This window comes from Microbacterium pumilum (assembly GCF_039530225.1).
In the GTDB taxonomy this organism is placed as follows: domain Bacteria; phylum Actinomycetota; class Actinomycetes; order Actinomycetales; family Microbacteriaceae; genus Microbacterium; species Microbacterium pumilum.
This window is the reverse complement of the sequence record NZ_BAAAOH010000001.1, coordinates 3,569,236-3,591,472: the sequence shown is the minus strand read 5'-3', so window position 1 is coordinate 3,591,472 and position 22,237 is coordinate 3,569,236. Positions and strand designations below refer to the sequence as shown.

Annotated in this window: 16 protein-coding genes; 5 read left to right on the top strand and 11 right to left on the bottom strand. The window is 68.5% G+C overall.

The annotated features are described in order from the left end of the window. Positions 1-10: 10 nt before the first annotated feature. From ABD188_RS16160 to ABD188_RS16135, 6 genes are all read right to left on the bottom strand, one after another. On the bottom strand, positions 11-1,144 hold the full coding sequence (locus ABD188_RS16160; protein WP_344064589.1) for a serine hydrolase domain-containing protein: 1,134 nt from the start codon (positions 1,142-1,144) through the stop codon (positions 11-13). Beyond that, positions 1,141-3,573 carry a beta-glucosidase family protein gene (locus ABD188_RS16155; RefSeq protein ID WP_344064586.1) on the bottom strand — a complete coding sequence of 811 codons (2,433 nt, stop codon included), beginning with the start codon at positions 3,571-3,573 and terminating at the stop codon, positions 1,141-1,143. Before ABD188_RS16155 ends, ABD188_RS16160 begins: the two co-directional genes overlap by 4 nt. Then, a complete protein-coding gene (locus ABD188_RS16150) occupies positions 3,570-4,424 on the bottom strand; it encodes an ATP-binding cassette domain-containing protein (RefSeq protein WP_344064583.1) in 855 nt (284 codons plus the stop codon). Before ABD188_RS16150 ends, ABD188_RS16155 begins: the two co-directional genes overlap by 4 nt. After that, positions 4,421-6,283: a dipeptide/oligopeptide/nickel ABC transporter permease/ATP-binding protein gene (locus tag ABD188_RS16145; RefSeq protein ID WP_344064580.1), complete on the bottom strand. Its 1,863-nt coding sequence runs from the start codon at positions 6,281-6,283 to the stop codon at positions 4,421-4,423. Before ABD188_RS16145 ends, ABD188_RS16150 begins: the two co-directional genes overlap by 4 nt. Beyond that, positions 6,280-7,221, bottom strand: a complete 942-nt coding sequence (locus tag ABD188_RS16140) for an ABC transporter permease (RefSeq protein ID WP_344064577.1) — start codon at positions 7,219-7,221, stop codon at positions 6,280-6,282. Before ABD188_RS16140 ends, ABD188_RS16145 begins: the two co-directional genes overlap by 4 nt. A gap of 65 nt (positions 7,222-7,286) precedes the next feature. Next, positions 7,287-8,831: an ABC transporter substrate-binding protein gene (locus ABD188_RS16135; protein WP_344064574.1), complete on the bottom strand. Its 1,545-nt coding sequence runs from the start codon at positions 8,829-8,831 to the stop codon at positions 7,287-7,289. Positions 8,832-9,041: 210 nt separating this feature from the next. On the opposite strand from ABD188_RS16135, the gene ABD188_RS16130 reads away from it, so the two are divergent. Together ABD188_RS16130 and ABD188_RS16125 are read left to right on the top strand one after the other, a co-directional pair. Beyond that, complete coding sequence (locus ABD188_RS16130; RefSeq protein WP_344064571.1) at positions 9,042-9,737, top strand: TetR/AcrR family transcriptional regulator; 696 nt, start codon at positions 9,042-9,044, stop codon at positions 9,735-9,737. 29 nt (positions 9,738-9,766) lie between these two features. Next, complete coding sequence (locus ABD188_RS16125; RefSeq protein ID WP_344064568.1) at positions 9,767-12,199, top strand: glycoside hydrolase family 2 TIM barrel-domain containing protein; 2,433 nt, start codon at positions 9,767-9,769, stop codon at positions 12,197-12,199. Between the two features lie 166 nt (positions 12,200-12,365). Here the strand turns inward: ABD188_RS16125 and hemL are convergent, their stop codons facing one another. From hemL to hemE, 5 genes are all read right to left on the bottom strand, one after another. Further along, positions 12,366-13,637, bottom strand: a complete 1,272-nt coding sequence (gene hemL, locus ABD188_RS16120) for a glutamate-1-semialdehyde 2,1-aminomutase (RefSeq protein WP_425561381.1) — start codon at positions 13,635-13,637, stop codon at positions 12,366-12,368. 41 nt (positions 13,638-13,678) lie between these two features. Beyond that, the gene (gene hemB, locus ABD188_RS16115) at positions 13,679-14,644 is read right to left on the bottom strand and encodes a porphobilinogen synthase (RefSeq protein ID WP_344064561.1); all 966 of its coding nucleotides are present in this window, start codon (positions 14,642-14,644) and stop codon (positions 13,679-13,681) included. Continuing rightward, on the bottom strand, positions 14,641-15,552 hold the full coding sequence (hemC, locus tag ABD188_RS16110; RefSeq protein ID WP_344064558.1) for a hydroxymethylbilane synthase: 912 nt from the start codon (positions 15,550-15,552) through the stop codon (positions 14,641-14,643). Before hemC ends, hemB begins: the two co-directional genes overlap by 4 nt. After that, positions 15,549-16,232: a hydrogen peroxide-dependent heme synthase gene (gene hemQ, locus ABD188_RS16105; protein WP_344064554.1), complete on the bottom strand. Its 684-nt coding sequence runs from the start codon at positions 16,230-16,232 to the stop codon at positions 15,549-15,551. Before hemQ ends, hemC begins: the two co-directional genes overlap by 4 nt. Before the next feature lie 205 nt (positions 16,233-16,437). Continuing rightward, the gene (gene hemE / locus ABD188_RS16100; protein ID WP_344064551.1) at positions 16,438-17,490 is read right to left on the bottom strand and encodes a uroporphyrinogen decarboxylase; all 1,053 of its coding nucleotides are present in this window, start codon (positions 17,488-17,490) and stop codon (positions 16,438-16,440) included. A gap of 18 nt (positions 17,491-17,508) precedes the next feature. Here hemE and ABD188_RS16095 point away from each other — a divergent pair, with 18 nt between their 5' ends. The 3 genes from ABD188_RS16095 to ABD188_RS16085 all read left to right on the top strand — a co-directional run bounded on the left by ABD188_RS16095 (position 17,509) and on the right by ABD188_RS16085 (position 22,147). Then, complete coding sequence (locus ABD188_RS16095) at positions 17,509-18,753, top strand: glutamyl-tRNA reductase (RefSeq protein ID WP_344064548.1); 1,245 nt, start codon at positions 17,509-17,511, stop codon at positions 18,751-18,753. A gap of 234 nt (positions 18,754-18,987) precedes the next feature. Next, positions 18,988-19,821, top strand: coding sequence for a MerR family transcriptional regulator (locus tag ABD188_RS16090; protein WP_344064545.1), 834 nt, complete (start codon positions 18,988-18,990; stop codon positions 19,819-19,821). Between the two features lie 310 nt (positions 19,822-20,131). Further along, on the top strand, positions 20,132-22,147 hold the full coding sequence (locus ABD188_RS16085; protein ID WP_344064542.1) for a glycosyl hydrolase family 28-related protein: 2,016 nt from the start codon (positions 20,132-20,134) through the stop codon (positions 22,145-22,147). The last annotated feature ends 90 nt before the right edge of the window (positions 22,148-22,237 follow it).

Genomic DNA, 22,237 nt, shown 5'->3' with positions numbered 1-22,237 from the left:
CCTTCGTCGGTTATGCGGTGAGGGTGATGCCGAGGTCGGTCGCGAGTGCGAGGGCACGGGGGTCGGCGCCGCCCGGCCACGGGCCGCGCGCGATCGTCCAGGCGAAGGCGAGCCCCGTCTCGGGGTCGACGCACGCCAGTGCACCCATCGCGCCGTCGTGCCCGAAGGCGCGCGGGCCGCCGAAGGCGAGGGATGCCGTGGGCTTCTGGAAGACGATCGCATGCGCCCGGTTCGGCTGACCGAGCACTTCGTCGTAGCCCCGCACCTGTTGTTGCCCAATGGCGAGCACGGTCTCGGGCGAGAGGAATGGCGTCGCGCCATCGACGCCGGTCACCGCGGCCGCGAACAGCCGGGCGAGACCGCGAGCCGTGCCGGTGCCGGAGGCTGCCGGATGCCCGAACCGCCAGCTGACCTCGTCGTTGGCGAGGTCGACGGGTGGGCCGGGCGCGAGGAACACGCGCGGCCCCAGCAACGAGGAGTACATCGGCGATGCGTCGGCGACCGGCCGGATCATCGGAAGCGTCGGCGCCTTGCGGGCATCGTGCTCCGGCGGCAGGCCGAGGAAGAAGTCGATGTCGTGCGGGGCACGGATCTCGGCCTCGTAGTACTCGTGCAGCGTGCGCCCGGTCACCCGGAAGACGAGCTCCGACGCGAGATTGCCGATGGTCAGTCCGTGATACCCGAACGCGGAGCCCGGGTACCAGAAGGGCGGCGAGGCCGCGAGCCGCTCCGCCCCGAGGTGGTGGTCGAGCAGTTCGGCTGCGGTCAGCGCGGGCGTCGCCTGTGGCACCCCGGCTTGGTGCGACAGCAGCTGACGCACGGTGACGTGCGCCCTGCCGTGCTGGGCGAACTCGGGCCAGTACTGTGCGACCCGTGCGTCGAGGTCGAGCTCGCTCCGCTCGACGAGCAGTCCGATGGACAGCCCGATCGTGTTCTTGGTGACCGAGTACGGCACGGTGACGGAGTCGCCCGTCAGGTGCGGTCCGCCCCACGCGTCGAGCACCGGCATCCCGTCGTGGAAAGCTGCGACCTGGAACGACAGGTCGGGATCTTGCGCGAGGAACCCGTCGAGTCGATCGACGATCTCACCGAGTCGACTGTCGGCGGTGCCGCGCAGTCGCTCGGTGAGGGCGGGATCGGTCACGCCTCGACCGTCCACTCGGCCGAGAGCGGGAGGTCGGCGACGGAGGCGCCGGCCCGCAGCGTGTACGTTCCCGGCTCGACCACCCACTCGCCGGCCCAGTGCGCGAGGCGGCGTGCCGGTACGTCGATCTCGGCGGTCACGGTCTCGCCCGGTCCGGCGTGAACCACGGCGAAGCCGACGAGCCAGCGCTCAGGCCGCTCCACGGCGGAGTCCGCGCGTTCGGCGTAGACCTGCACGACCTGCTTTCCGGCACGGTCGCCGGTGTTGCGGAGGATCACCTCGAGAGCGTCGCCGTCTCGCTGGGCGACGCCCCACGACCAGGTCGTGTAGCCGAGTCCGTGGCCGAACGGGAAGGCCGGCGCGGCATCCGCCTTCAGCCACGCGCGGTAGCCGATGTGGATGCCCTCGGTGTACTCGAGCACGCCGTCTGTCGGGGTCACATCGGTGACCGGCACGTCGGCGAGGGCCGTAGGCCAGGTGGTGGGCAGTCGCCCGCCCGGCTCGACCGCGCCGGTGAGCACGTCGGCGAGCGCGGCGCCGAACTGCTGGCCGCCGAAGTAGCCCTGCAGCACGGCTGCCACCTCGTCGGCCCACGGCAGCGCCACGGGGGAGCCGGCGTTCACGACGACGATGGTGCGCCAGTTGGCCTCGACGACCGCACGGACGAGGTCGTCCTGGCGGCCTGGCAGGTCGAGCGATTCGCGGTCGTAGCCCTCGGATTCGACCTTGGAGTTGGTTCCGACGACGACGATCGCGACATCCGCCGCCGCAGCCGAGGCGGCCGCGTGCGCGATGAGCGCCTCGGGGTCGGAGTCATCCGGCGCAATGCCGAACGTCGCGCTGAGGGCACCGGCGAGTGGCCCGCCGTTCTCGATGGTGAACTCGGCGCGCAGGTCGAGCGACGTTCCCGCGGTCACACCGACTCGAGAGGTGCTCGACGGCGGGTTCAAGAAGGCCGCGCCGAGATCGCTGCCCGTGATGACCGGGCTCTCGTCGAGAACGAGCTCACCGTCGACGAACACCCGGCCGGGGTTGGCGCCCGCGAAGCCGAGCAGCACGTCGCCGGTGGTCTGGGGCGTATAGATGGTGTGCAGCACGAGCTTCGCAGCCGCCTCGACGGGCGCGTCGCCCCCGAACCAGACCAGTGCGGTCGCACGCCGATCCTCGGCGAACAGCTCGCCACCGTCGGCATCGAGGAACGCCACGCGCACGCCGGGCTCTCCCGTGATCGGGTTGACGATGGTCTCGAGCGGGAGTTCGGCGACGCCCTCCTGCACGACGGCGCCGAGCTCGTATGTGACCTCCACGCCCGGGAAGGCGTTTCGCAGACCCTCGAGCGGCGAGACGATGTGGTCGGGCAGGACGGTGGCGCTGCCGCCGCCCTGCGTGCGCGCCTCGAGGGCGTTGTGGCCGATGACGGCGACGCGGGTGACGGACGGCGGCTCCAAGGGCAGGATGCCGTCGTTCGTGAGCAGCACGGAGCCCGCCGCCGCGGCCTCTCTGACGAACGCGACGCCGTCGATGGCTGCCGGCTCGATGGCCGGCGTGCCCTCGAGGGCCCCGACCCGTTCGGCGAGCAGGAGCACCCGCAGCACCTTGCGGTCGAGGTCGTCCTCATTCAGACGCCCGTCGCGGATCGCCTCGACGAGGTCGGCCCACGCCGGCGCCGGACCGGGCATGGCGAGGTCCTGTGCAGCGGGGATCGAGCCGAGGGAGCGGACAGCCGTCCAGTCGCTGACGACCACCCCGTCGAAGCCCCACTCGGAGTTGAGCGGCGTCTCGAGCAGGTCGTTCTCGGTCATCGTGACGCCATCGACGGCGTTGTAGGCGCTCATGACGCTCCACGCCCCGGCCTCGACGGCTCGCTCGAACGGCGCGAGGTAGAGCTCGCGCAGTGCACGCTCCTCCACCTTCACGTCGACCGTGAACCGGTCGGTCTCGGAGTCGTTCGCGACGTAGTGCTTGGGCGTCGCGGCGACTCCGTTGTCTTGCAGGCCGCGCACGTAGGCTGCGCCCAGCTCAGCCGCGAGCTCCGGGTCTTCGCTGAAGCACTCGAAGTGACGGCCGCCGAGCGGCGAGCGATGCAGGTTGATCGTCGGGCCGAGGACGACATCCACATTCTTGCGACGGGCTTCGGATGCCGCAGCCGCACCATAGCGGTAGGCGAGCTCGACATCCCACGATGCCGCGAGGCTCGATCCCGACGGCATGTTCAGCGACGGCTCGCGCTCGTCCCAGCGCGGACCGCGAACGCCGGCGGGGCCGTCGGACAGGGTCATCGCGCGAAGACCGATCTCAGGCAGCGGGATCGTCGTCCAGAAGTCCGCGCCCTGTACGAGCGCGGCCTTCTGTTCGAGCGTGAGCTTGTCGAGCAGCGGGAGGAGGTGCTCGACCGTCTCGGGCTGCGTGGACGTGGCGGGAGTGCTCATGCTGCTGCCGCTCCTTCCGCGGCTTCGGAGTCGAGCAGCGCGCGGCGCTCGACGCGGCGCGTCTCCTGCTTGTCGGGGTCGGGAACGGGCGAGGCCATGAACAGCCGCTGCGTGTATGGGTGCGCGGGACGTGCCGTCACCTGGTCGCCGTCGCCGGTCTCGACGATCTCGCCGCGGAACATCACGGCCACGCGATGGCTGATGTGCCGCACGACGGCGAGGTCGTGGGTGATGAACAGGTAGGCGACGCCGGTGCGCTCCTGGATCTCGATGAACAGATCCAGGACACGCGCCTGGGTCGACAGGTCGAGCGCCGAGACCGGCTCGTCGCACACGATGAGCCGCGGCTGCAGCGCGAGCGCGCGCGCGATGGCGACGCGCTGTCGCTGGCCACCCGAGAACTCACGGGGCAGCCGGTCACGGGCGTCGGCGGGCAGTCCCACCTGGTCGAGCAGGTCACGAACCCTCGTCTTCGCCTCTTTCGAACCAACCCCGGCCGCGGTCAGCGGCTCGGTGAGGATCTGCTCGATCGTCATCGAAGGGTTCAGCGAAGAGTACGGATCCTGGAAAACGACCTGCATCTCAGAGCTCAGCGCTCGCCGTTCGGCGCGCTTCAGGTGCGAGATTTCACGGCCGTCGTAATGGATCGTCCCGCCGCTGACCGGCGCGAGACCGAGCGCGGCCCGGCCGAGCGTGGTCTTGCCCGAGCCCGACTCGCCGACAAGACCCACGGTCTCGCCGGGGAGGATGTCGAGCGAAACGCCCTTGAGCGCCCGGAACGGCTCCTTGCGGAACCCCTTCGCCGGGTACTCGACGACGAGATCCTTGACCTCCAGCAGTGGAGCGCTCATGCTCCCGCTCCTTTCGTGACCAGCGCCGGTCGGGCGGGACCCTCATCGAGGATCGCCTCCAACAGCGACTTCGTGTAGGGGTGCTTCGCGTCGTTGAAGATCCCGCGCACCGGACCCTGCTCGACGAACAGTCCGCTCTGCATCACCGTGACGTGGTCGCAGAGGTCAGCGACGACGCCGAAGTTGTGCGTGACGAGGAGCATCGCCATGTGACGCTCGGCCTGGAGGTCGCGGAGCAGGTCGAGCACCTCGGCCTGCACCGTGACGTCGAGAGCCGTGGTCGGCTCGTCGGCGATAATCAGGTCGGGGTCGGTCGACACCGCGCCTGCGATCAGCACGCGCTGGGCCATTCCGCCCGAGATTTCGAACGGGTAGGCGTCGAACGTGCGCTTCGGATTCGGGATGCCGACGCGAGCGAGCAGGTCGAGGGAACGCTCTGTCGCTTCCTTCTTCGAGAGCCCGAGGTTCTTGCACAGCGGCTCAACGAGCTGGCTGCCGATCGTGAAGGACTGATCGAGGTTGCTCATCGGCTCTTGCGGGATGTAACCGATGCGCTGACCGCGAACGCCCTTGTAGACGCGATCGGAAGCGTCGGCAAGCTCAGTGCCTTCGTAGTTGATCGAGCCGGCGGTGACATGGCCGCCGCGGGGCAGGAGCCCCAGCACGGCGAACGCGGTCTGGGTCTTTCCCGAGCCGGACTCGCCGATCAGGCCGTGGACCTCGCCCTTGCGGATGTCGAGTGAGACGCCGTGGACCACCTCGATATGCGAGCCGTCCGGCTGGTCGTAACCCACCCGGAGGTCGCGGATCTCGAGCACTTTCTCAGTGGCCTTGCTGCGTGCATCGTCCTCGTGGACGATGATCCCGGTGCTCTCGAAGATCGGCACCTCGTCTAGGTCGAGTACGTCGCCTCCGCCTGTCGAGACATTGGTCGTCACGGCCGCGATCGATCCCGTGGCCGTTGCGACTGCGCGGCGGCGCTTGCGCCGAACCGACACCGTGCGCTCGAGCTCGTCGCGCATCACGTTGGCGAGCAGCGTCAGCGCCATGCACGTCAGGGCGATCGCCAGCGACGGCCACAGCAGCAGCATGGGCTCTTTGTAGATGTTCTTGAACCCGTCGTTGAGCATCTGCCCCCAGGTGGGAACGCCGATGTCGCCGAGTCCGAGGAACTCCAGCCCCGACTGGATCGCGATCGCGATGCCGGCGATGATCGCACCCTGGATGATGATCGGCGCCCGCACGACCGACAGCACGTGGCGGCCGATGATGCGGGTGTCGCTCAGACCCGACACCCGTGCAGCGTCGACGTAGAGCTCCGACCGCACGGCGGTGACCGACGCGTAGACGAGCCGGTAGAACGCCGGAGCGAGGAGGATGCCGAAGATGAACATCGAGATCCACACCGACGGGCCGAGCACCGCGCGTGCGGCCAGTAGCACCACGATGCCGGGAAGGGCCATCGTGAGCTCGGTCACCCACGTCGCGGTGTTGTTGAACCACCCCTGGTAGTAGCCCGCGATCAGACCGCTGGTCACGCCGAGGATCACCGCGACGACGAGCGCGAGCAGTGCCGCGAAGACGCTCACCTGCGTCGCCACCAGCAGACGTGACAGGACGTCACGGCCGCTGCCGTCGGTGCCGAGGATGTGCTCGGCGCTCGGCGCGGCCAGCACATTGCGGATGTCGGCATAGTTCGGGTCCTGCGGGGCGATCCACGGGCCGATGATCGCGATGACCATGACGAAGGCGAGGAACAGCAGGGACGCGAGTCCGAGTGGGCGGCGCACGAGGCGTCGCCAGAGCGCCACTCGGACCGGGGAGACGGGTACGTCCAGAGGAACGTCGACAGCGGTCATGACAGTCGCACCTTCGGGTTCAGCGCCGCTTGGGCGAGATCGATGAGGAGATTCACGATGATGACGATGACCGCGAATGCGATCACCAGGCCCATGACGACCGGGATGTCGCCCAGGGTTGTGGCGCGAACGCTGAGCTGGCCCATGCCCGGGATGGCGAAGACCTGCTCCACGATCACCGAGCCGCCGAGGAGGCCGATGAACTGCACAGCGAGCACCGCGAGGGCGGGGCCGCCGGCGTTGCGCAGCACGTGCCGGTAGACAACCGAATTGGCGCTCAGGCCGCGGGAGCGCAGCGTGCGGACGTAGTCGCGTGACATGGCGTCGATGACCGAGCCGCGCACCTGTTGCGTGACCACCGCGATGGCGCCGATAGACAGGGCGATGATCGGCAGTGTGACGGAGGAGAGCCAGCCAGAAACCGATGTGGTCAGAGGTATGTAGCCCGTCGCCTTGAACCAGCCGAGGTTGATCGCGAACACGAGCACCAGCAGCAGCGCGATGAGGAATCCGGGGATTGCGAAGCCGATGAGAGAGAAGACCTGCACACTGCCGTCGATTGCCCCCCCACGGCGAGCGGCGAGAACCCCGACGACGACCGAGATGATCGCGGAGACCAGCGTGGCGCCGATGACGATCGACAGTGTGACGGCGATGCGGTTTGCGACGCTCACCGTGACCAGTTCACCGCTGAACCAGCTGCGACCCAGATCCCCGGTGAAGATCGATGTGACCCAGTCCCAGTACTGCGCCAGCAGTGGCCGGTCGAGGCCGAGCTCCTCGGCCTTCTTGGCGACGGTCTCGGCGGTCGCGTTCTCTCCGAGGATGCGGCGCGGGATGTCGCCGCCGGCCGCGTAGAGGAGCACGTACGCGAGGAACGAGATCACCGCGATGAGGATGACGCCCGACAGCAGGCGCCGAAGGATGAATACAAGCATGTCGATTCCCCTCGTTGGGATCCGGCCCGTTCGCACGGCATGCCGTGCGGACGGGCCGGATCGGGTCAGCTCTTGGGCGAGAAGCCGAAGATCGACGGGTACGCGTTGGTCGGCCAGAACTCGAGGTTCGTGTTGGCGTCCACCGCGAAGGTGCCCTGCACTCGGAAGAACGGAGCGAACCAGGCCTGATCGACCAGGTAGGCGTTGAGGTCGGCGGTGGCCTGCGCGGCCTCGTCCTCGGTGCCCATCTGGATCGTCGTGATGTACTCGTTCACCTTCGGGTCCTCGGAGTGGAACGGGTTGAACGTCGCCTGCGGAGCGATCATGAAGTTGATCAGCTGCCAGTCGGGGTTCTGTTCAAGCTGCATCCACGTCGCGGGGTACTTCGGAGCGAGCATGTCGGTGATGAAGTTGCTCGCGCCGGGGTCGGTGTAGTTGACCGTGATCCCGATGTCGGCGAGCTGCTGCGCCACCAGATCGAAGGTCGTCTGGAACGCCGGGGTCGACATCATGTTCAGCGTGAACCCGTCGGGGTAGCCGGCATCCGCCAGCAGTTCCTTCGCGGCGTCGGGGTCGTAGGCATAGGTGCTGTCGAGTGCGTCGTCATATCCGACAGACGTCGTGGGGAAGACCTGCTCGGTCACGGTGCCGTAGCCGGACTGGAGGGCCTGCAGGAGTGCCTCGCGGTCGAAGGCCATGTTGATCGCCTGGCGCACCTTCACGTCGGCGAGCTCGGGCGCCATCGTGCCTGCGCGGTCGAACAGCAGAAGTCCCTGGAAGTCGAGTTCGTTGGACTCGATCGTCCAGCCGGAGCTTTCGATCTCGGGGATCGTGTCGTTGGTCACGATCTTCGCGCCGTTGGCCTCGCCCGCCTTGAGCGCGTTGAGGGTTGCGGTCGGATCCTCGATGACGTTGATCGTGAGGTTGTCGTACTTCACGACATCGGGGTTCCAGTAGTCCGGGTTGGCGGTGTACACGTACGTCGTCCCCGTGACCGAGGCCGCGGTGTCGAGGACGTACGGTCCGGAGCCGACCGGGTTGGTCGCCGAGTCCGGGTCATCGAACGACGACGGCGCCTGGATCAGACCGGGAGCGATCGAGAGCAGGTTCACGAGTGACGGGTCGGGTGCGTCCTGGGTGATTGTGACGGTGGTGTCATCGACGGCGGCGAACTCCTTACCGGCCAGCGTTGCGGCCTGCGGAGACGTGCCGTCGCGGAAGCGCTCGAGGCTCCCGACCACCGCAGCGGCGTCGAGCGGCGTGCCGTCGGTGAAAGTCACGTCGTCTCGAAGCGTGAGGGTGAGGACCGTGTTGTCCTCGTTGTACTCCCACGCGGTTGCGAGCCAGGGCTCGATCTCGCCCTTGCTGTTCTTCTGCAGGAGGGTGTCGAACACGGCCTGGAAGAACGGGCTGCGGTTGCCGTACTCAGCCCCCGCGCCGATGTCGTAGCTTGTGGGCCCGATGATTGCGGTGAGTGTGAGTCGGTCTGCGCGACCGGAGTCGCCGCCACCACCGTCTGTGGTGCCGCCGCCTCCAGCGCAACCCGTCATTATGAGTGCGGCTGCGGCTGCGATGGCCGCTGCTGACGCGACCTTCTTCCATCGGATCATCTTCGAGTCCTCTTGGTAGGGGGCGATTCCACTGCGGATCACCTCTGTTTCGAGAAGCTAGCAGCAAATCCGAGTGATCGCTAGGTTTTAGGGATAAAAAGTTAGTGATCGCTAGGTTTTTGCTTGCGATGCCCCCACAATGGGCGGAATAGGGCGGATGATGGTCGAACAACAGAAGACCGAAGAAGGTCCGAAGAAACGGTGGAGATGATGACCCAGACCCCGTCACCAGCTCGCCCGCGGAAGCCGCGAGGCGAATACGCGAAGACGAGTGCGAAACGAACGGCGATCCTCGATGCGGCGCTCGAGGTGTTCGCCGAGTCCGGCTATAGATCCGGTTCGCTCCGCGACGTCGCGGGAAAAGTCGGCATGAGCGAGGCCGGCCTGCTGCATCACTTCCCGAACAAGAGCTCGCTGCTGGCGGCCGTGCTCGATCGACGCGACCAGCATTCACGCGAACGTGTTCCGCTCGGCATCGATGCCGGAGAGGCCTCGTTGCGGGGTCTCATCGATCTCGCCGCCTACAACGCGTCCATCCCCGGCGTCGTCGAGCTGTACTGCGTGCTCTCGGCCGAGGCGACAGCACCGGATCACCCTGCCCACGAGTACTTCACCGGCCGTTACGAGCTGACCCGTACGAGTCTGCGAGAGTCGTTCGAGACGCTGGAACGCGAGGGGCGCCTGATGGCCGGCGTCACGCCGCAGCAGGCCGCGGTCGCCACTCTCGCCATGATGGACGGCTTGCAGGTGCAATGGCTGCTGGATCGTCAGGTCGTCGACATGGCGCAGGCACTCGAAGTCTTCTTCCGCGGCTTCGTCATCGGATTCGCGATGAGGGCGCAGGACGAGTCCTACTCGACGACACGGGATGATCCCGAGAGAGCTGTTGCCGCCGCGATCGGCTAGCCGGGCGCACGAATTCAAGGAGACCCGATATGTTCCGCCTTCCCTTCCACGACGGATGGACGGTCGGGCCGAAGCTCGGTGCGTTCGAGACGCTCAACGGTGCCGCACCGACGAGGCCGGTGACGCTGCCGCACGATGCGATCCGCGACCTCGAACGCTCGGCCGAGAGCGAGCAGGGCGTTCACACCGGGTATCACCCGGGTGGCGTGTTCGAGTACGCGAAGACCATCGACGTGCCCGAGGAATGGCGTGACAAGACCGTCGCGGTCGAATTCGAAGGCGTCTACCGCGATGCGGTCGTCTTCGTCAACGGTGACTTCGTCGTCCACGAGCCCAACGGCTACGCCGCGTTCACCGCGGTCCTCGACCCTTTCCTGCGCTACGGCGAGCCGAATCGGATCACCGTCGAGGCGAAGGCGCACAAGGACAGTCGCTGGTATTCCGGTGCGGGAATGTACCGCCCGGTGCACCTCTTGGTGGCCGATCCGGTGCACTTCGCACTGAACGGTCTCCGCGTCACCACACCCGACATCGACGCTGACGGCGCGGTCATCGCGGTCGCCTCCGAGGTCGTGAACGATACCCGGCACACCCGCACCGTGCGGGTCACCTGGTCGATCGTCGGGCCTGGTGGCATCGAAGTAGCCGGCGGCTCCGCGCCGGTCACTGTCCTGCCCGGTGCGACGGCCACCGCCCGTGCGCGGTTCGCCGTCTCGACTCCCGAGCTGTGGCATCCCGACCATCCCTCCCTGTACCGGCTACGTGCCGTGGCCGTTGATACGGACGGCGCAGAGATCGATACGGATGCCGCGACCTTCGGCATCCGTCGCCTGCAGCTGGATGCGCGGCACGGGCTGCGAATCAACGGTGACGTGGTGAAGCTCCGCGGTGCCTGCGTTCATCACGACAACGGCCCGCTCGGGGCGGTCACGATCGACGCCGCGGAAGACCGCCGGGTGCGACTGCTCAAGGACGCGGGATTCAACGCCCTCCGGAGTGCGCACAACCCCATGAGCCGCGCGATGCTTGATGCGTGCGACCGGCACGGCGTACTCGTCATGGACGAGCTCACGGATGTCTGGACTCGCTCGAAGACGGCATTCGACGGATCGGCGACGTTCTCTCGACGCTGGCAGGACGACATCGCGGGGCTCGTGGCGAAGGACTTCAACCACCCGAGCGTGGTCCTCTACTCGATCGGCAATGAGATCCTCGAGCTCGCGTCGCCAGTCGGTGCGACCTGGAGCAGACGACTCGCCGAGGGCATCAGGGCGCTCGACGACACCCGGTTCGTCACGAACGGGATCAATGGCATCATCGCGAACCTGGATCAGATGGCTGCGGCTATGGCAGACGCGACCGCTGCCGACCCGAACACCATGATGGCCGACATGGGCGAGCAGATGGCGCTCATGAACGCCTCTACTCTCGTCACCGAATCGACCGAGGAATCAGCCGCGGTGCTCGACATCGTCGGATTCAACTACGCGGACTCGCGCTACGAGCTCGATGCCGAACTGTTCCCCCATCGCGTGATCGTGGGATCCGAGACCTTCCCCGCGAAGATCGATGTGATGTGGGGGCTGGTGACGCGACTTCCGCACGTCATCGGCGACTTCACCTGGACGGGATGGGACTACCTCGGCGAAGCCGGCATCGGGCGCGTCGACTACACGGATGTCGAGGGGTACGAGCCGACCGGTACAACGGGACCGCACCCCTATCTGCTCGCGGAGTGCGGCGATCTCGACATCACCGGGTTCCGCCGCACCATCTCGTACTACCGCGAGATCGTGTTCGGGTTGCGGGGCGACCCGTATCTCGCGGTGCACCGACCCCAGCACCATGGCCGCCCGACGGCCGTCACCCCCTGGTCGTGGGACGACACGCTCGCGACGTGGACGTGGGATGTGCCGCCCGGCTCCCCGATCGTGGTGGACGTTTACGCGGATGCGGATGAGGTGGAACTGCTGCTCGACGGAGTCTCGATCGGCGTGGGCGCGGTCGGTGTCGAGAAGGCATTCCGAGCGCGATTCGCGATGGACTACCGGCAGGGAGAACTCGTCGCCGTCGCTCGGCGCGGTGGGACCGAGGTCGGGCGCCACGCGCTGCGCACCGCCACCGGAGACCCGCGGCTGGTGGCTCGCGCCGAGACTTCGGATGTCGAGGTCGATGGGCTCGGCTTCATCAGGATCACTCTCGAGGACGAGTCGGGGGTGGTCGTCAACGACGCGGATCGTGTCGTCACAGTGAAGGTCGACGGTCCTGGCACGCTCGCCGGAATCGGCACGGGGCGGGCTCGCACCGAGGAACCCTTCGCCGGCCCGTCCGTCACGACCTACGACGGGCGGGCACTCGCGATCGTCCGACCGACAGGGCCGGGCACGATCATCGTGGCGGTCGAGGCGCCGGGGCTCGAGCCCGCCACCGTGTCAGTGAACGTGGCAACCCCCAGTCGTTGAGCGAAGATCCCGCAAAGGGGCGCGTTTCGTCTCGCTGCGCTCGCTCAACGACCGGAGCCGGGGGCCGCTAATCCGCGGTCGTTGAGCGAGGGAGCGCAGCGACCGAGACGAAACGCGCCGTACCTGCCCCGGGCGTTTCGTCTCGCTGCGCTCGCTCAACGACGGCTCAGGCCGGCGTCGCGGCGGCCGCCGCTCGGGCGGCGGCGGGCAGAGCCGCCACGATCTGCGCGACGGTTTCGTCGTCGTGCGCTGCGGAGACGAACCACGCCTCGAACACCGACGGGGGCAGGGAGATGCCGGCATCCAGCATCGCGCGGAAGAACGGCGGATAGCGGAACGCGTCCTGCGCCTTGACCGTCTCGTAGTCATGCGGCGGCGTCGCGGCGAACGCGATCGAGAAGAGACTGCCTGATCGCTGCACGACGTGAGCGACGCCTTCGGCGGTCAGGGCGTCGGCTGCGGCATCCGCGATCGTGGTCGAGGCCGCGTCGATCTGGGCGTAGGCATCCGCGTCGAGGGCTCGAAGCGTGGCGAGTCCGGCCGCGACGGCGAGCGGATTGCCGCTCAGCGTGCCCGCCTGGTAGACCGGGCCGAGCGGGGCGAGCAGGTCCATCACACCGGCTGAACCACCCAGCGCCGCGAGCGGCAGGCCTCCGCCGATCACCTTGCCGAACGTCACGAGGTCAGGCGCGAACGGCACCGGATCGATGCCCCACCAGCCCGCGCTGCCGACGCGGAACCCGGTCAGCACCTCGTCGAGAATGAGCAGAGCGCCGTGGGCGTGCGCGATTTCGGCGATCGCGGCGTTGAAGCCGTGGGCCGGCGGCACGATGCCCATGTTGGCGGGGGCCGCTTCGACGATGATCGCGGCGATCTGCGTGCCCCGTGCGGCGAACACCTCGTGGACGGCGTCGAGGTCGTTGTAGGGGATGACGAGGGTCTGCGCCGCGATCGCCGCGGGCACTCCCGCCGAGCCGGGCAGCGCGAGCGTCGCGACGCCCGAGCCGGCCTCAGCGAGGAGTCCGTCGGAATGGCCGTGATAGTGCCCGGCGAACTTCACGACCAGGTCGCGCCCGGTCGCACCGCGGGCGAGCCGGATCGCGGTCATCGTCGCCTCGGTGCCGGTCGAGACGAGCCGGAGCTTCTCGATGGGGCGGATGCCGCTCCGCTCGATGCGCCGCTCCACGAGCTCAGCGAGCTCGGTCTCGCCCGGGGTCGACGCTCCGAAGCCGAGGCCGCGGGCCGCGGCATCCTGCACGGCGTGAACGACGGCGGGATGAGCGTGCCCGAGGATCGCCGGACCCCACGAGCCGACGAGGTCGACGTACTCTCGGCCCTCCACATCGGTGACGCGCGGGCCGGAAGCCGAGACGAAGAAGCGCGGCGTGGCGCCGACGGATCCGAAGGCCCGGACCGGGGAATTCACGCCACCGGGCATTGCCGCCTGGGCGCGGGCGAACTCCTGCTCGTTGGTAGGAGTCAACGCAGCCACCGGGCCAGCTCGACGGCCCAGTACGTGAGCACCGCGTCGGCGCCTGCGCGGCGGACGCCGACCACCGATTCCTCGATCGCGCGACGGCGGTCGATCCAGCCGTTCGCGGCGGCGGCCTCGATCATGGCGTACTCACCCGACACCTGGTACGCCCACACCGGGACGGGGGACGCGGCGGCGGCATCCGCCAGCACATCGAGGTAAGACATCGCGGGTTTCACCATGACGACGTCGGCGCCTTCCGCCACGTCGAGATCGATCTCGCGCACGCCTTCGCGGCGGTTCGCCGGGTCGAGCTGGTACGTGCGGCGGTCGCCCTCGAGCGAGGACTGCACGGCCTCACGGAACGGGCCATAGAACGCCGACGCGTACTTCGCGGCATAGCCGAGGATCGGCGTTCCGGTGTGCCCGGTGCTGTCGAGCGCGTCGCGCACGGCCGCGACCTGGCCGTCCATCATGCCGCTGAGGCCGAGGAGCTGCGACCCCGCCTCGGCCTGCGCCACGCCCATATCGCGGTATCGCTCCAGGGAGGCGTCGTTGTCGACCCTGCCCTGGGCGTCGAGCACGCCGCAGTGACCGTGGTCGGTGAACTCGTCGAGGCACAGGTCGGTCTGCACGACGAGAGCGTCGCCCGCCTCGGCGACGGCCGCGCGCGTCGCGACGTTGAGGATGCCCTGGGGGTCGGTCGCGCCCGAGCCGGTCGCATCCTTGTGCTCCGGAACACCGAACAGCATGATGCCGCCGATGCCGGCATCCGCCGCCTGCGCTATCGCACGTCGCAGTGAGTCGAGCGTGTGCTGCACGACCCCCGGCATGGACGAGATGGGGACGGGCTCGGTCGCGCCCTCGCGCACGAACATGGGAAGAATCAGGTCGGCGGGGTGCAGACGGGTCTCGGCGACCAGGCGTCGCATGGCCGGGGTCGCGCGCAGGCGCCGGGGGCGTTCGATCATCGTGCGGCTCCGGTCAGTTCGGCGGCTCCGCCGTCGAGCAGCTCGCGAGAAGCGGATGCCGCGACGTCGACCGCGGCGGTCGGGTCGGGCCATTCAGTGGCATGGGATGCGGTCAGCGTGGTGCTGCCGTCGAGGCTGTAGACGCTCGCGGTGAGAAGCAGCAGGCCGGCGTCGACGATCGCGTGCGCACCGAGCGGCGCCGAGCAGCCGGCCTCGAGGAGGGCCAGCACGTGCCGTTCGGCCTCGGCGGCGGCACGCGTCTCGATGTGGTCGAGGGCGGCAACGAGTCCTTCGTCGCCGCGTCGCACCTCGATGGCCAGCGCGCCCTGCCCGGGTGCGGTCGGCCAGCGCGTGAGGTCGAAGTACTCGGTCACCGCATCGGTGCGACCAAGGCGTCGCAGTCCGGCGGCCGCGAGCAGCACGGCATCCAGGTCGGTCTCGGACACGCGCGCGAGACGCGTGTCGACGTTGCCGCGGATGTCGACGATCTCGAGGTCGGGTCGCCGGCGACGCAGCTGCGCAGCACGGCGCGGCGAGCCGGTGCCGACCTTCGCGCCGTGGGGGAGCGTCTCGAGCGTGAAGTGGTCGCGGGCGCACAGCGCGTCGCGAGCGTCTTCGCGCACCGGGATTGCGGCGATCGTCAGGTCGGCGTGCGGAGCTGTCGGAAGGTCCTTGAGGGAATGGACGATGACGTCGCACTCGTCGGCCAGCAGGGCATCCCGCAGTGCGCCGGTGAACAGACCCTCCCCGCCGGCGCGGGAGAGCGGCTCGCGCGACCGGTCGCCCGCCGTCGTGATCGTGACGAGCTCCGTCGAGGCGCCGGTCTCGGTCGCGATGTCGTCCGCGACGAGCCCGGTCTGGGCGAGCGCCAGGGCGCTGCCACGGGTTCCGATCCTGAGGGCGGTCACGCCAGCACCTCGGCGATCTCGTCGAGGCCGATGCGCCGTCCGGTGTAGAACGGGATCTCCTCACGTACGTGTCGACGCGCGTCGGTCTGCCGCAGGTCGCGCATGAGATCCACCAGATCGACGAGCTCGGGTGCCTCGAGGGCGAGGATCCACTCGTAATCGCCCAGTGCGAAGCTCGCGACCGTGTTGCTCAGCACCTGGCGGAACTCCGAGCCCCTGCGACCGTGCTCGGCGAGCATCTGGCGGCGCTCGTCATCGGGCAGCAGGTACCACTCGTACGACCGCACGAACGGGTACACCGTGAGCCACGCTTCGGGCTCCTTGCCCCGCATGAAGGCGGGCATATGGCTGGCAGTGAACTCGGCGGCGCGGTGGACGCCCATGGCATTCCACACCGGCAGCAGCGACGCGAGCGGCTCGGCCCGGCGGAGCGTGCGCAGTGCGGACTGGAGAACCTCGGGCTCGCTGCCGTGCAGCCACACCATGAGGTCAGCGTCGGCGCGGAGTCCCGACACGTCGTAGAACCCCCGCACCGTGACTCCCGCATGTTCGACGACCTGCACGATAGGGCTCAGATCGGCAGCGGGCGCCGGGTGGGCGGCATCGCGGCGGAACACGGCCCACAAGGTGTAGCCGAGCGCCTCGGTCTCGGAATTCGGTGCTGCCGAGGTTTGGCTCATGGTTCCATCCTCGCCCGTCCCCGCACGCTAAGCGAATCTCGCGCGACAACGGGCCGTGCGGGCGGCCTCTTCGCGTGTCATCAGGCTTTACCCGGACCTGCCCGCTCGCCTGTCACGAACCGTGGGTGCGACCCGGGGTTTGCGACTGGCGAGCAGGATGTCGGCGGATCGGCGGCCGTTCGGCAGGCTCGGGGCCTGTACGAGGTCACGCCTGCTCGTGGACGAACTCGACGAGGCGGGTGAGGACGTCCGGGTCGGTGTCGGGCGGAACCCCGTGGCCGAGGTTGAGCACATGCGACGGCGCCGCGAGGCCGCGTTCGAGCACATCGCGCACATGCGCCTCGAGCACCGGCCATGGCGCGGCGAGCAGGGCGGGATCGATGTTGCCCTGCAGCGGGACGTCGCCCCCGAGGCGGTGCGACGCCTCATCGAGCGGGATGCGCCAGTCGACGCCCATGACGTTGGCTCCGACATCCCGCATCGCAGCAAGGAGTTCGCCCGTGCCGACACCGAAGTGCACAAGGGGCACGCCGAGCGCGCGGGCCGGCGCGATCGCCGCCGCCGAGTGCGGGGCGACGTGCGAGGTGTAGTCGGCGAGACTCAGTGATCCTGCCCACGAGTCGAACAGCTGACCGGCCGATGCGCCTGCTTCGATCTGGGCCGCGAGGAAGGCACCGGTCACCTCTGCGCACCAGGCCAGGAGTGCGGACCACGTCGCGGGGTCGGAGTGCATGAGTGCGCGGGTGCGCAGCTGCTCCCTCGATGGTCCGCCCTCGACGAGGTACGAGGCGAGTGTGTAAGGGGCTCCGGCGAAGCCGATGAGCGGGATGTCGCCCAGCTGGGCGGCAGTGGCCGCGACCGCCTCGCGAATGGGGTCGAGGGCAGCGGGGTCGAGCGGGGGGAGCGCCGCGACATCCGCCGCCGTTCGCACCGGGGTCTCGAGAACCGGTCCGCGCCCGGCCACGATGCGTACCCCGACGCCCGCGAGCTTCACGGGGATGACGATGTCGCTGAAGAAGATCGCGGCATCGACGTGGTGCCGGCGCACCGGCTGCAGCGTGATCTCGCTCGCGAGCTCGGGCGTGAGGCACGTCTCGAGCATGTCGGTGCCGACGCGCAGCTCGCGATACTCGGGCAGGGAGCGCCCAGCCTGCCTCATGAACCAGACCGGCGGAGTCGGCTGGCGCTCGCCGCGGTAGGCGCGGATCAGGGGGTTGTTGCGAAGATCTACGGCCCGATGCGCTGGATTCAGTGACACACGGTTAACATTAGGCTCGTGCTTCTGTGTCTCACCGCGAACCATCGGAACGCGAGCCTGGACATCCTGGAGCGTCTCTCGATCGGCGCACCGGCCGCTACGCGCGCCCTCGTCAATGACGAGCTTTTCGTTTCGGGAGCCGTCGTGCTCGCGACCTGCAACCGTTTCGAGGCCTATCTCGACATCGACGAACCGCTCACCGGCGGCCGCGCGGTCGCCGTCGAGTCCGTCGTCGAGGCGATGGCCGCCGCCAGCGACATCTCTCCCGACAGCCTGCGCGCCTCGGTGGCAGTGCACGAGGGGTCGGATGCGGCCACGCACCTGTTCGCCGTGACGAGCGGTCTCGAATCGGTCGTCGTCGGCGAAGAGGAGATCTCGGGCCAGGTGCGCCGTGCCCTCGACGCCGCCAGGGCGGAGGGGACGACGAGCGGTGAGCTCGAGCGACTGTTCCAGAAGGCGGCACAGACGAGCCGCGGAGTTCGCAGCCGCACGCGTCTCAAGGGCACGCATTCCTCGCTCGTCCGGCTCGCTCTCGAGCTGGCATCGAGCCGTATCGCGGACTGGTCGGCCGCACGGGTGCTGATCGTCGGCACCGGCCGCTATGCGGCCACCACCACCGAGGCCGTCCGCAGTCGTGGCGCCGTCGACCTCCACGTCTTCTCGCCATCGGGGCGGGGCGGAGCGTTCGCTACCAAATACGGGCTGACGGCAGAGTCGTCGTTCGCCGACGCAGTGGCGACGGCGGATGTCGTCATCACGTGCACGGCGACCGCGGTCGTGCACGCTGATGCCTTTGCGCCGGGACGCCGGGTGCTCGTCATCGACCTCGGATTGCCGCGAAATGTCGACCCCGTGGTCGGCGCCGTCGCCGGCGTCGAGCTGCTCGACCTCGAGACGATCCGCATCCATGCTCCGCTCGAGGAGTTCAGCGCCCACGCGGATGCTCGTGCGCTCGTCGGCGATGCCGCCGCGGAGTTCGAGGCCGACCGTGCCGCAGGGCCGGCCATCACGGCGCTGCGGAAACAAGTCCTCAACACCGTCGATGCCGAGATCGCCCGAGCGCGAGCCCGCGGCGCGGGTGACGACGTCGAGGCGGCGCTCCGGCACCTGGCGGGCGTGCTGCTGCATCGTCCGTCGCTGCGCATCCGCGAGCTGGCAGTCGACGGTCGCATCGACGAGGTCCACGCGGCGCTCGAAACGCTGATCGGCGTCGAAGTCGAGGCCGAGCCGCCGGCCGCCCAACCCTGGTCCGAGACCGCGTAGCTCTGCCCGCCCAGTGGTCCCCGAGCCTGTCGAAGGGCGACGGGCGGTTCGACCTGGGTGTGGCGCCGAGACGAAGTGGTCCCTGAGCTTGTCGAAGGGCGACGGGCTCAGCGACTTCAGCCGTCCTCCGCGCAGATCTCGGCTCCCTGATGCGACCTCCGGCTGCGACGCTGCCTGTGTCGACAAGAATGTCGGGGGCTCCCGCTTGACTCTCGCACTGTGTCAGGGTCGAACGTGGTCTCCATCATGTACACCATCGGAGAGTTCGCCGCGATCGGGCGCGTGAGCGTGCGGATGCTGCGTCACTACGACGCGATCGGCATCCTGCCGCCTGAGTATGTGGACGAACGCACGGGATACCGGCACTACGCCGATCGTCAGCTCGGTGCGCTGTTGCGCATCGTCGAGCTGCGTGATCTCGGCTGCGGGCTGGATGAGATCGGCGCCGTCCTGGCGGCGTCCGATCAGCAGGCCGCGCTGCGCCGGGCGCTCGTGCATCGACGCAGCGAGCTCGAGGCATCGGTCGCCGCTGATACCGAGCGGCTCGATCGCATCGCAGAACGACTCCGCAGTCTAGAAGGAGCAGGAACCATGTCAACCGCCGTCGAATATCGCCCGATCGATGCAGCCACCGTCTACGCCGTCGAGGGACGTGCGCCCGGAATGGGCCCCGAGAACGTCTCACCAGTGATCGACCAGGTCATGCCGGGCCTCATCCAGGCGATCGAGAGCGCCGGAGGTGCGCCGCGGGAGCCGGGCATCTTCTGGTACGAAGCCGTTCCCGATACGGAGGAGCTCGCGGTGCATGTCTCGTTCACCGCGGACCCTGAACCGCGGGAAGCCGAGGGATACGACGTTGTCGAGCTGCCGCCGATCGAGCTGGCGGCCGTGCTCACCCACCGCGGTGACATGCCCAGCATCGGGCGCTCCTGGATGGCGCTCATGGACCAGATCGTGGCGGACGGCTACCGCATCGTCGGACCGACGAGGGAGATCTACGTCGACGCCGAGTCCCAGGACCAGTCGGACTGGGTCACAGATCTGGTGGCGCCCGTCGAGAAAGCCTGACGTACTCGCTGGTTCGGCCCGTCTCGTCTCGGTCGCGCAGACCTGCGCTGACCGAGCCGAAGGAGAGTCGAAGTGTCCCTCGCTCAACGACCGGCGGGTTCGGTCGTTGAGCGAGCGAAGCGAGACGAACCGCGCCGAACCCGCGGGATCGCGCAAGAGCCGCAAGTCTTGCGCGATCTCCGCAATCAGACGCAAGAATCAAACAGAGTCGTGGGAATTTACAACATCTACTTGAAATAGGAGAGGATACGGCCATAGATTGGCGCCGAGCGGGCACTGTCGCCCGTGCCCCCGATGAAGCGAGTCGACGATGACACGACCTGGAACCCTCGTCGCGGCTGTGGCCGCGGCATCCCTCACCATCGGCGTTCTCGCCATCGCACCCGCAGCGTCGGCGACGCCTGCGTCCGGCTCCGTGGTCACGCGCGCGGCGCTCGACCCGGCGCTGGTCGCGGGACGCGGCGCGGACGTCCGCTTCCTCGAGCAGGAAGCCGAGAACGCGGCGACGAACGGCACCGTGATCGGCGGCGGCCGCGAGGCCTACACGCTCGAGGCGGAGGCCTCTGGCCGCAAGGCCGTGAAGCTGCTGCCCGGGCAGTACGTCGAGTTCACGCTCCCGGCCGCCGCCAACGCGATCACGGTGCGCTACAGCATCCCGGATTCGCCCACCGGCGGCGGTCTCACGGCGGCGCTCGCGGTCAAGGCGGGCTCGCAGAAGGCCACGCTGCCGATGACGTCGCAGTATGCCTACCTGTACAACCAGTACCCGTTCTCGAACGACCCGAACGCCGGTCTGCTGCACCCCGATTGGTGGGTGACGGAGTGCGCATGCGTGCCGCAGTTCACGACGCCCACCCCGACGTTCTCGACGCCGTTCCGCCCGACGAAGTTCTACGACGAGGAGCGGCTGCTGCTCGGCAAGACCTACAAGGCGGGCGAGAAGATCCGCCTCACCGCCCCTGCCGGCGTGGCATGGACCGTCATCGACCTCATCGACACCGAGAAGGTCGGCCTGCCGCACGTGAAGCTCGTGGCCTCGAACGTGCTGCTCTTCGGCGCCGATCCGACCGGACGCAGGGATTCCGCGCCGGCGATCGACAAGGCCATCGCGTTCGCGAAGAAGAAGGGCCTCACGGTCTACATCCCACCGGGGACGTACCGCGTCGACCGCCACATCGTCGTCGACGGCGTGACGATCGAGGGTGCCGGCAGCTGGTACACGAAGATCAAGGGACGCGAGGTCGCACTCGCCCAGCCTGCGGCGGACGGCTCGGTGCACACCGGCGTGGGGTTCTACGGGCAGGATGCCGCGGTCGGTGGCAGCAGCAACGTGCACCTCTCGGGCTTCGCCATCGAGGGCGATGTGCGCGAGCGGATCGACACCGACCAGGTGAACGCGATCGGCGGAGCGTTCCACGACTCGTCGTTCAGCGGCCTGCACATCCAGCACACCAAGGTCGGTCTCTGGTTCGACGGGCCGATGTCGAACGTGGTCGTCGAAGACAACATCATCGTCGACCAGATCGCCGATGCCCTGAACTTCCACATCGGTGTCGTCGACTCCGTCGCGCGCGACAACTTCGTCCGCAACAGCGGGGACGACGGGATGGCGATGTGGGCGGAGTCCCGAGGGGGCACGACGGCGACCAACGCCCGCAACGTGTTCGACCACAACACGGTGCAGACGCCGACGCTCGCGAACGGGATCGCCATCTACGGCGGCAGAGACAACACCGTCTCGAACAACCTGGTGGCCGACACGATCCGCGAGGGCAGTGCGCTGCACGCCGGATCTCGATTCGGCGCGCATCCGTTCGGCGGAACGCTGAACTTCATCGACAACACGACGGTGAGAGCGGGAACGTTCGAGCTGAACTGGAAGATCGGGCTCGGGTCGATCTGGATCTACGCCCTCGAGGGCTCGATCTCCGGCATCCACGTCACCGGTGACAGCTATCTCGACTCGACGTACAACGCGATGATGCTGGTCTCCGACTATGGGGTGAAAGACCTCTATTCGATGTCGGATGTCGCGTTCGCGAACGTCCGGGTCGACGGGACCGGCACGTCGGTGCTGAGCGCGCGCGTTGCCGGTGGTGCCTCGTTCCAGAACGTCGATGCGCGCAACGTCGGGGCGGTCGGGATCAACAACTGCGGCTCGTTCAACTTCACGCCCGCGGGCTCGGAGTTCGCGGTGACCGACCTGGGTGGGAACGATGGCGGCGGCACCACGGGTCCGTGGATGGCCTCGTGGGAACTGCCGAACACCATCACGTGCGACGACCGTCCCCCGGTCGTCGTGCCCCCGGCGCCCTCGGCGTGGTGATCGGCTGAGGCTGATCCGCACGGTGCGGTGAATGACGGATGCCTCGGCCATGGTGGTCGGGGCATCCGTCATTCGAGGCATCCGTGGTGC

Coding starts and splice junctions, on each gene's coding strand:
- ABD188_RS16145 (WP_344064580.1), bottom strand. CDS start 6,283: ATGACCGCTGTCGACGTTCCTCTGGACGTACCCGTCTCCCCGGTCCGA.
- hemQ (WP_344064554.1), bottom strand. CDS start 16,232: ATGAGCCAAACCTCGGCAGCACCGAATTCCGAGACCGAGGCGCTCGGC.
- hemL (WP_425561381.1), bottom strand. CDS start 13,637: ATGCCCGGTGGCGTGAATTCCCCGGTCCGGGCCTTCGGATCCGTCGGC.
- ABD188_RS16130 (WP_344064571.1), top strand. CDS start 9,042: ATGACCCAGACCCCGTCACCAGCTCGCCCGCGGAAGCCGCGAGGCGAA.
- ABD188_RS16125 (WP_344064568.1), top strand. CDS start 9,767: ATGTTCCGCCTTCCCTTCCACGACGGATGGACGGTCGGGCCGAAGCTC.
- hemB (WP_344064561.1), bottom strand. CDS start 14,644: ATGATCGAACGCCCCCGGCGCCTGCGCGCGACCCCGGCCATGCGACGC.
- ABD188_RS16150 (WP_344064583.1), bottom strand. CDS start 4,424: ATGAGCGCTCCACTGCTGGAGGTCAAGGATCTCGTCGTCGAGTACCCG.
- ABD188_RS16155 (WP_344064586.1), bottom strand. CDS start 3,573: ATGAGCACTCCCGCCACGTCCACGCAGCCCGAGACGGTCGAGCACCTC.
- ABD188_RS16085 (WP_344064542.1), top strand. CDS start 20,132: ATGACACGACCTGGAACCCTCGTCGCGGCTGTGGCCGCGGCATCCCTC.
- ABD188_RS16140 (WP_344064577.1), bottom strand. CDS start 7,221: ATGCTTGTATTCATCCTTCGGCGCCTGCTGTCGGGCGTCATCCTCATC.
- ABD188_RS16135 (WP_344064574.1), bottom strand. CDS start 8,831: ATGATCCGATGGAAGAAGGTCGCGTCAGCAGCGGCCATCGCAGCCGCA.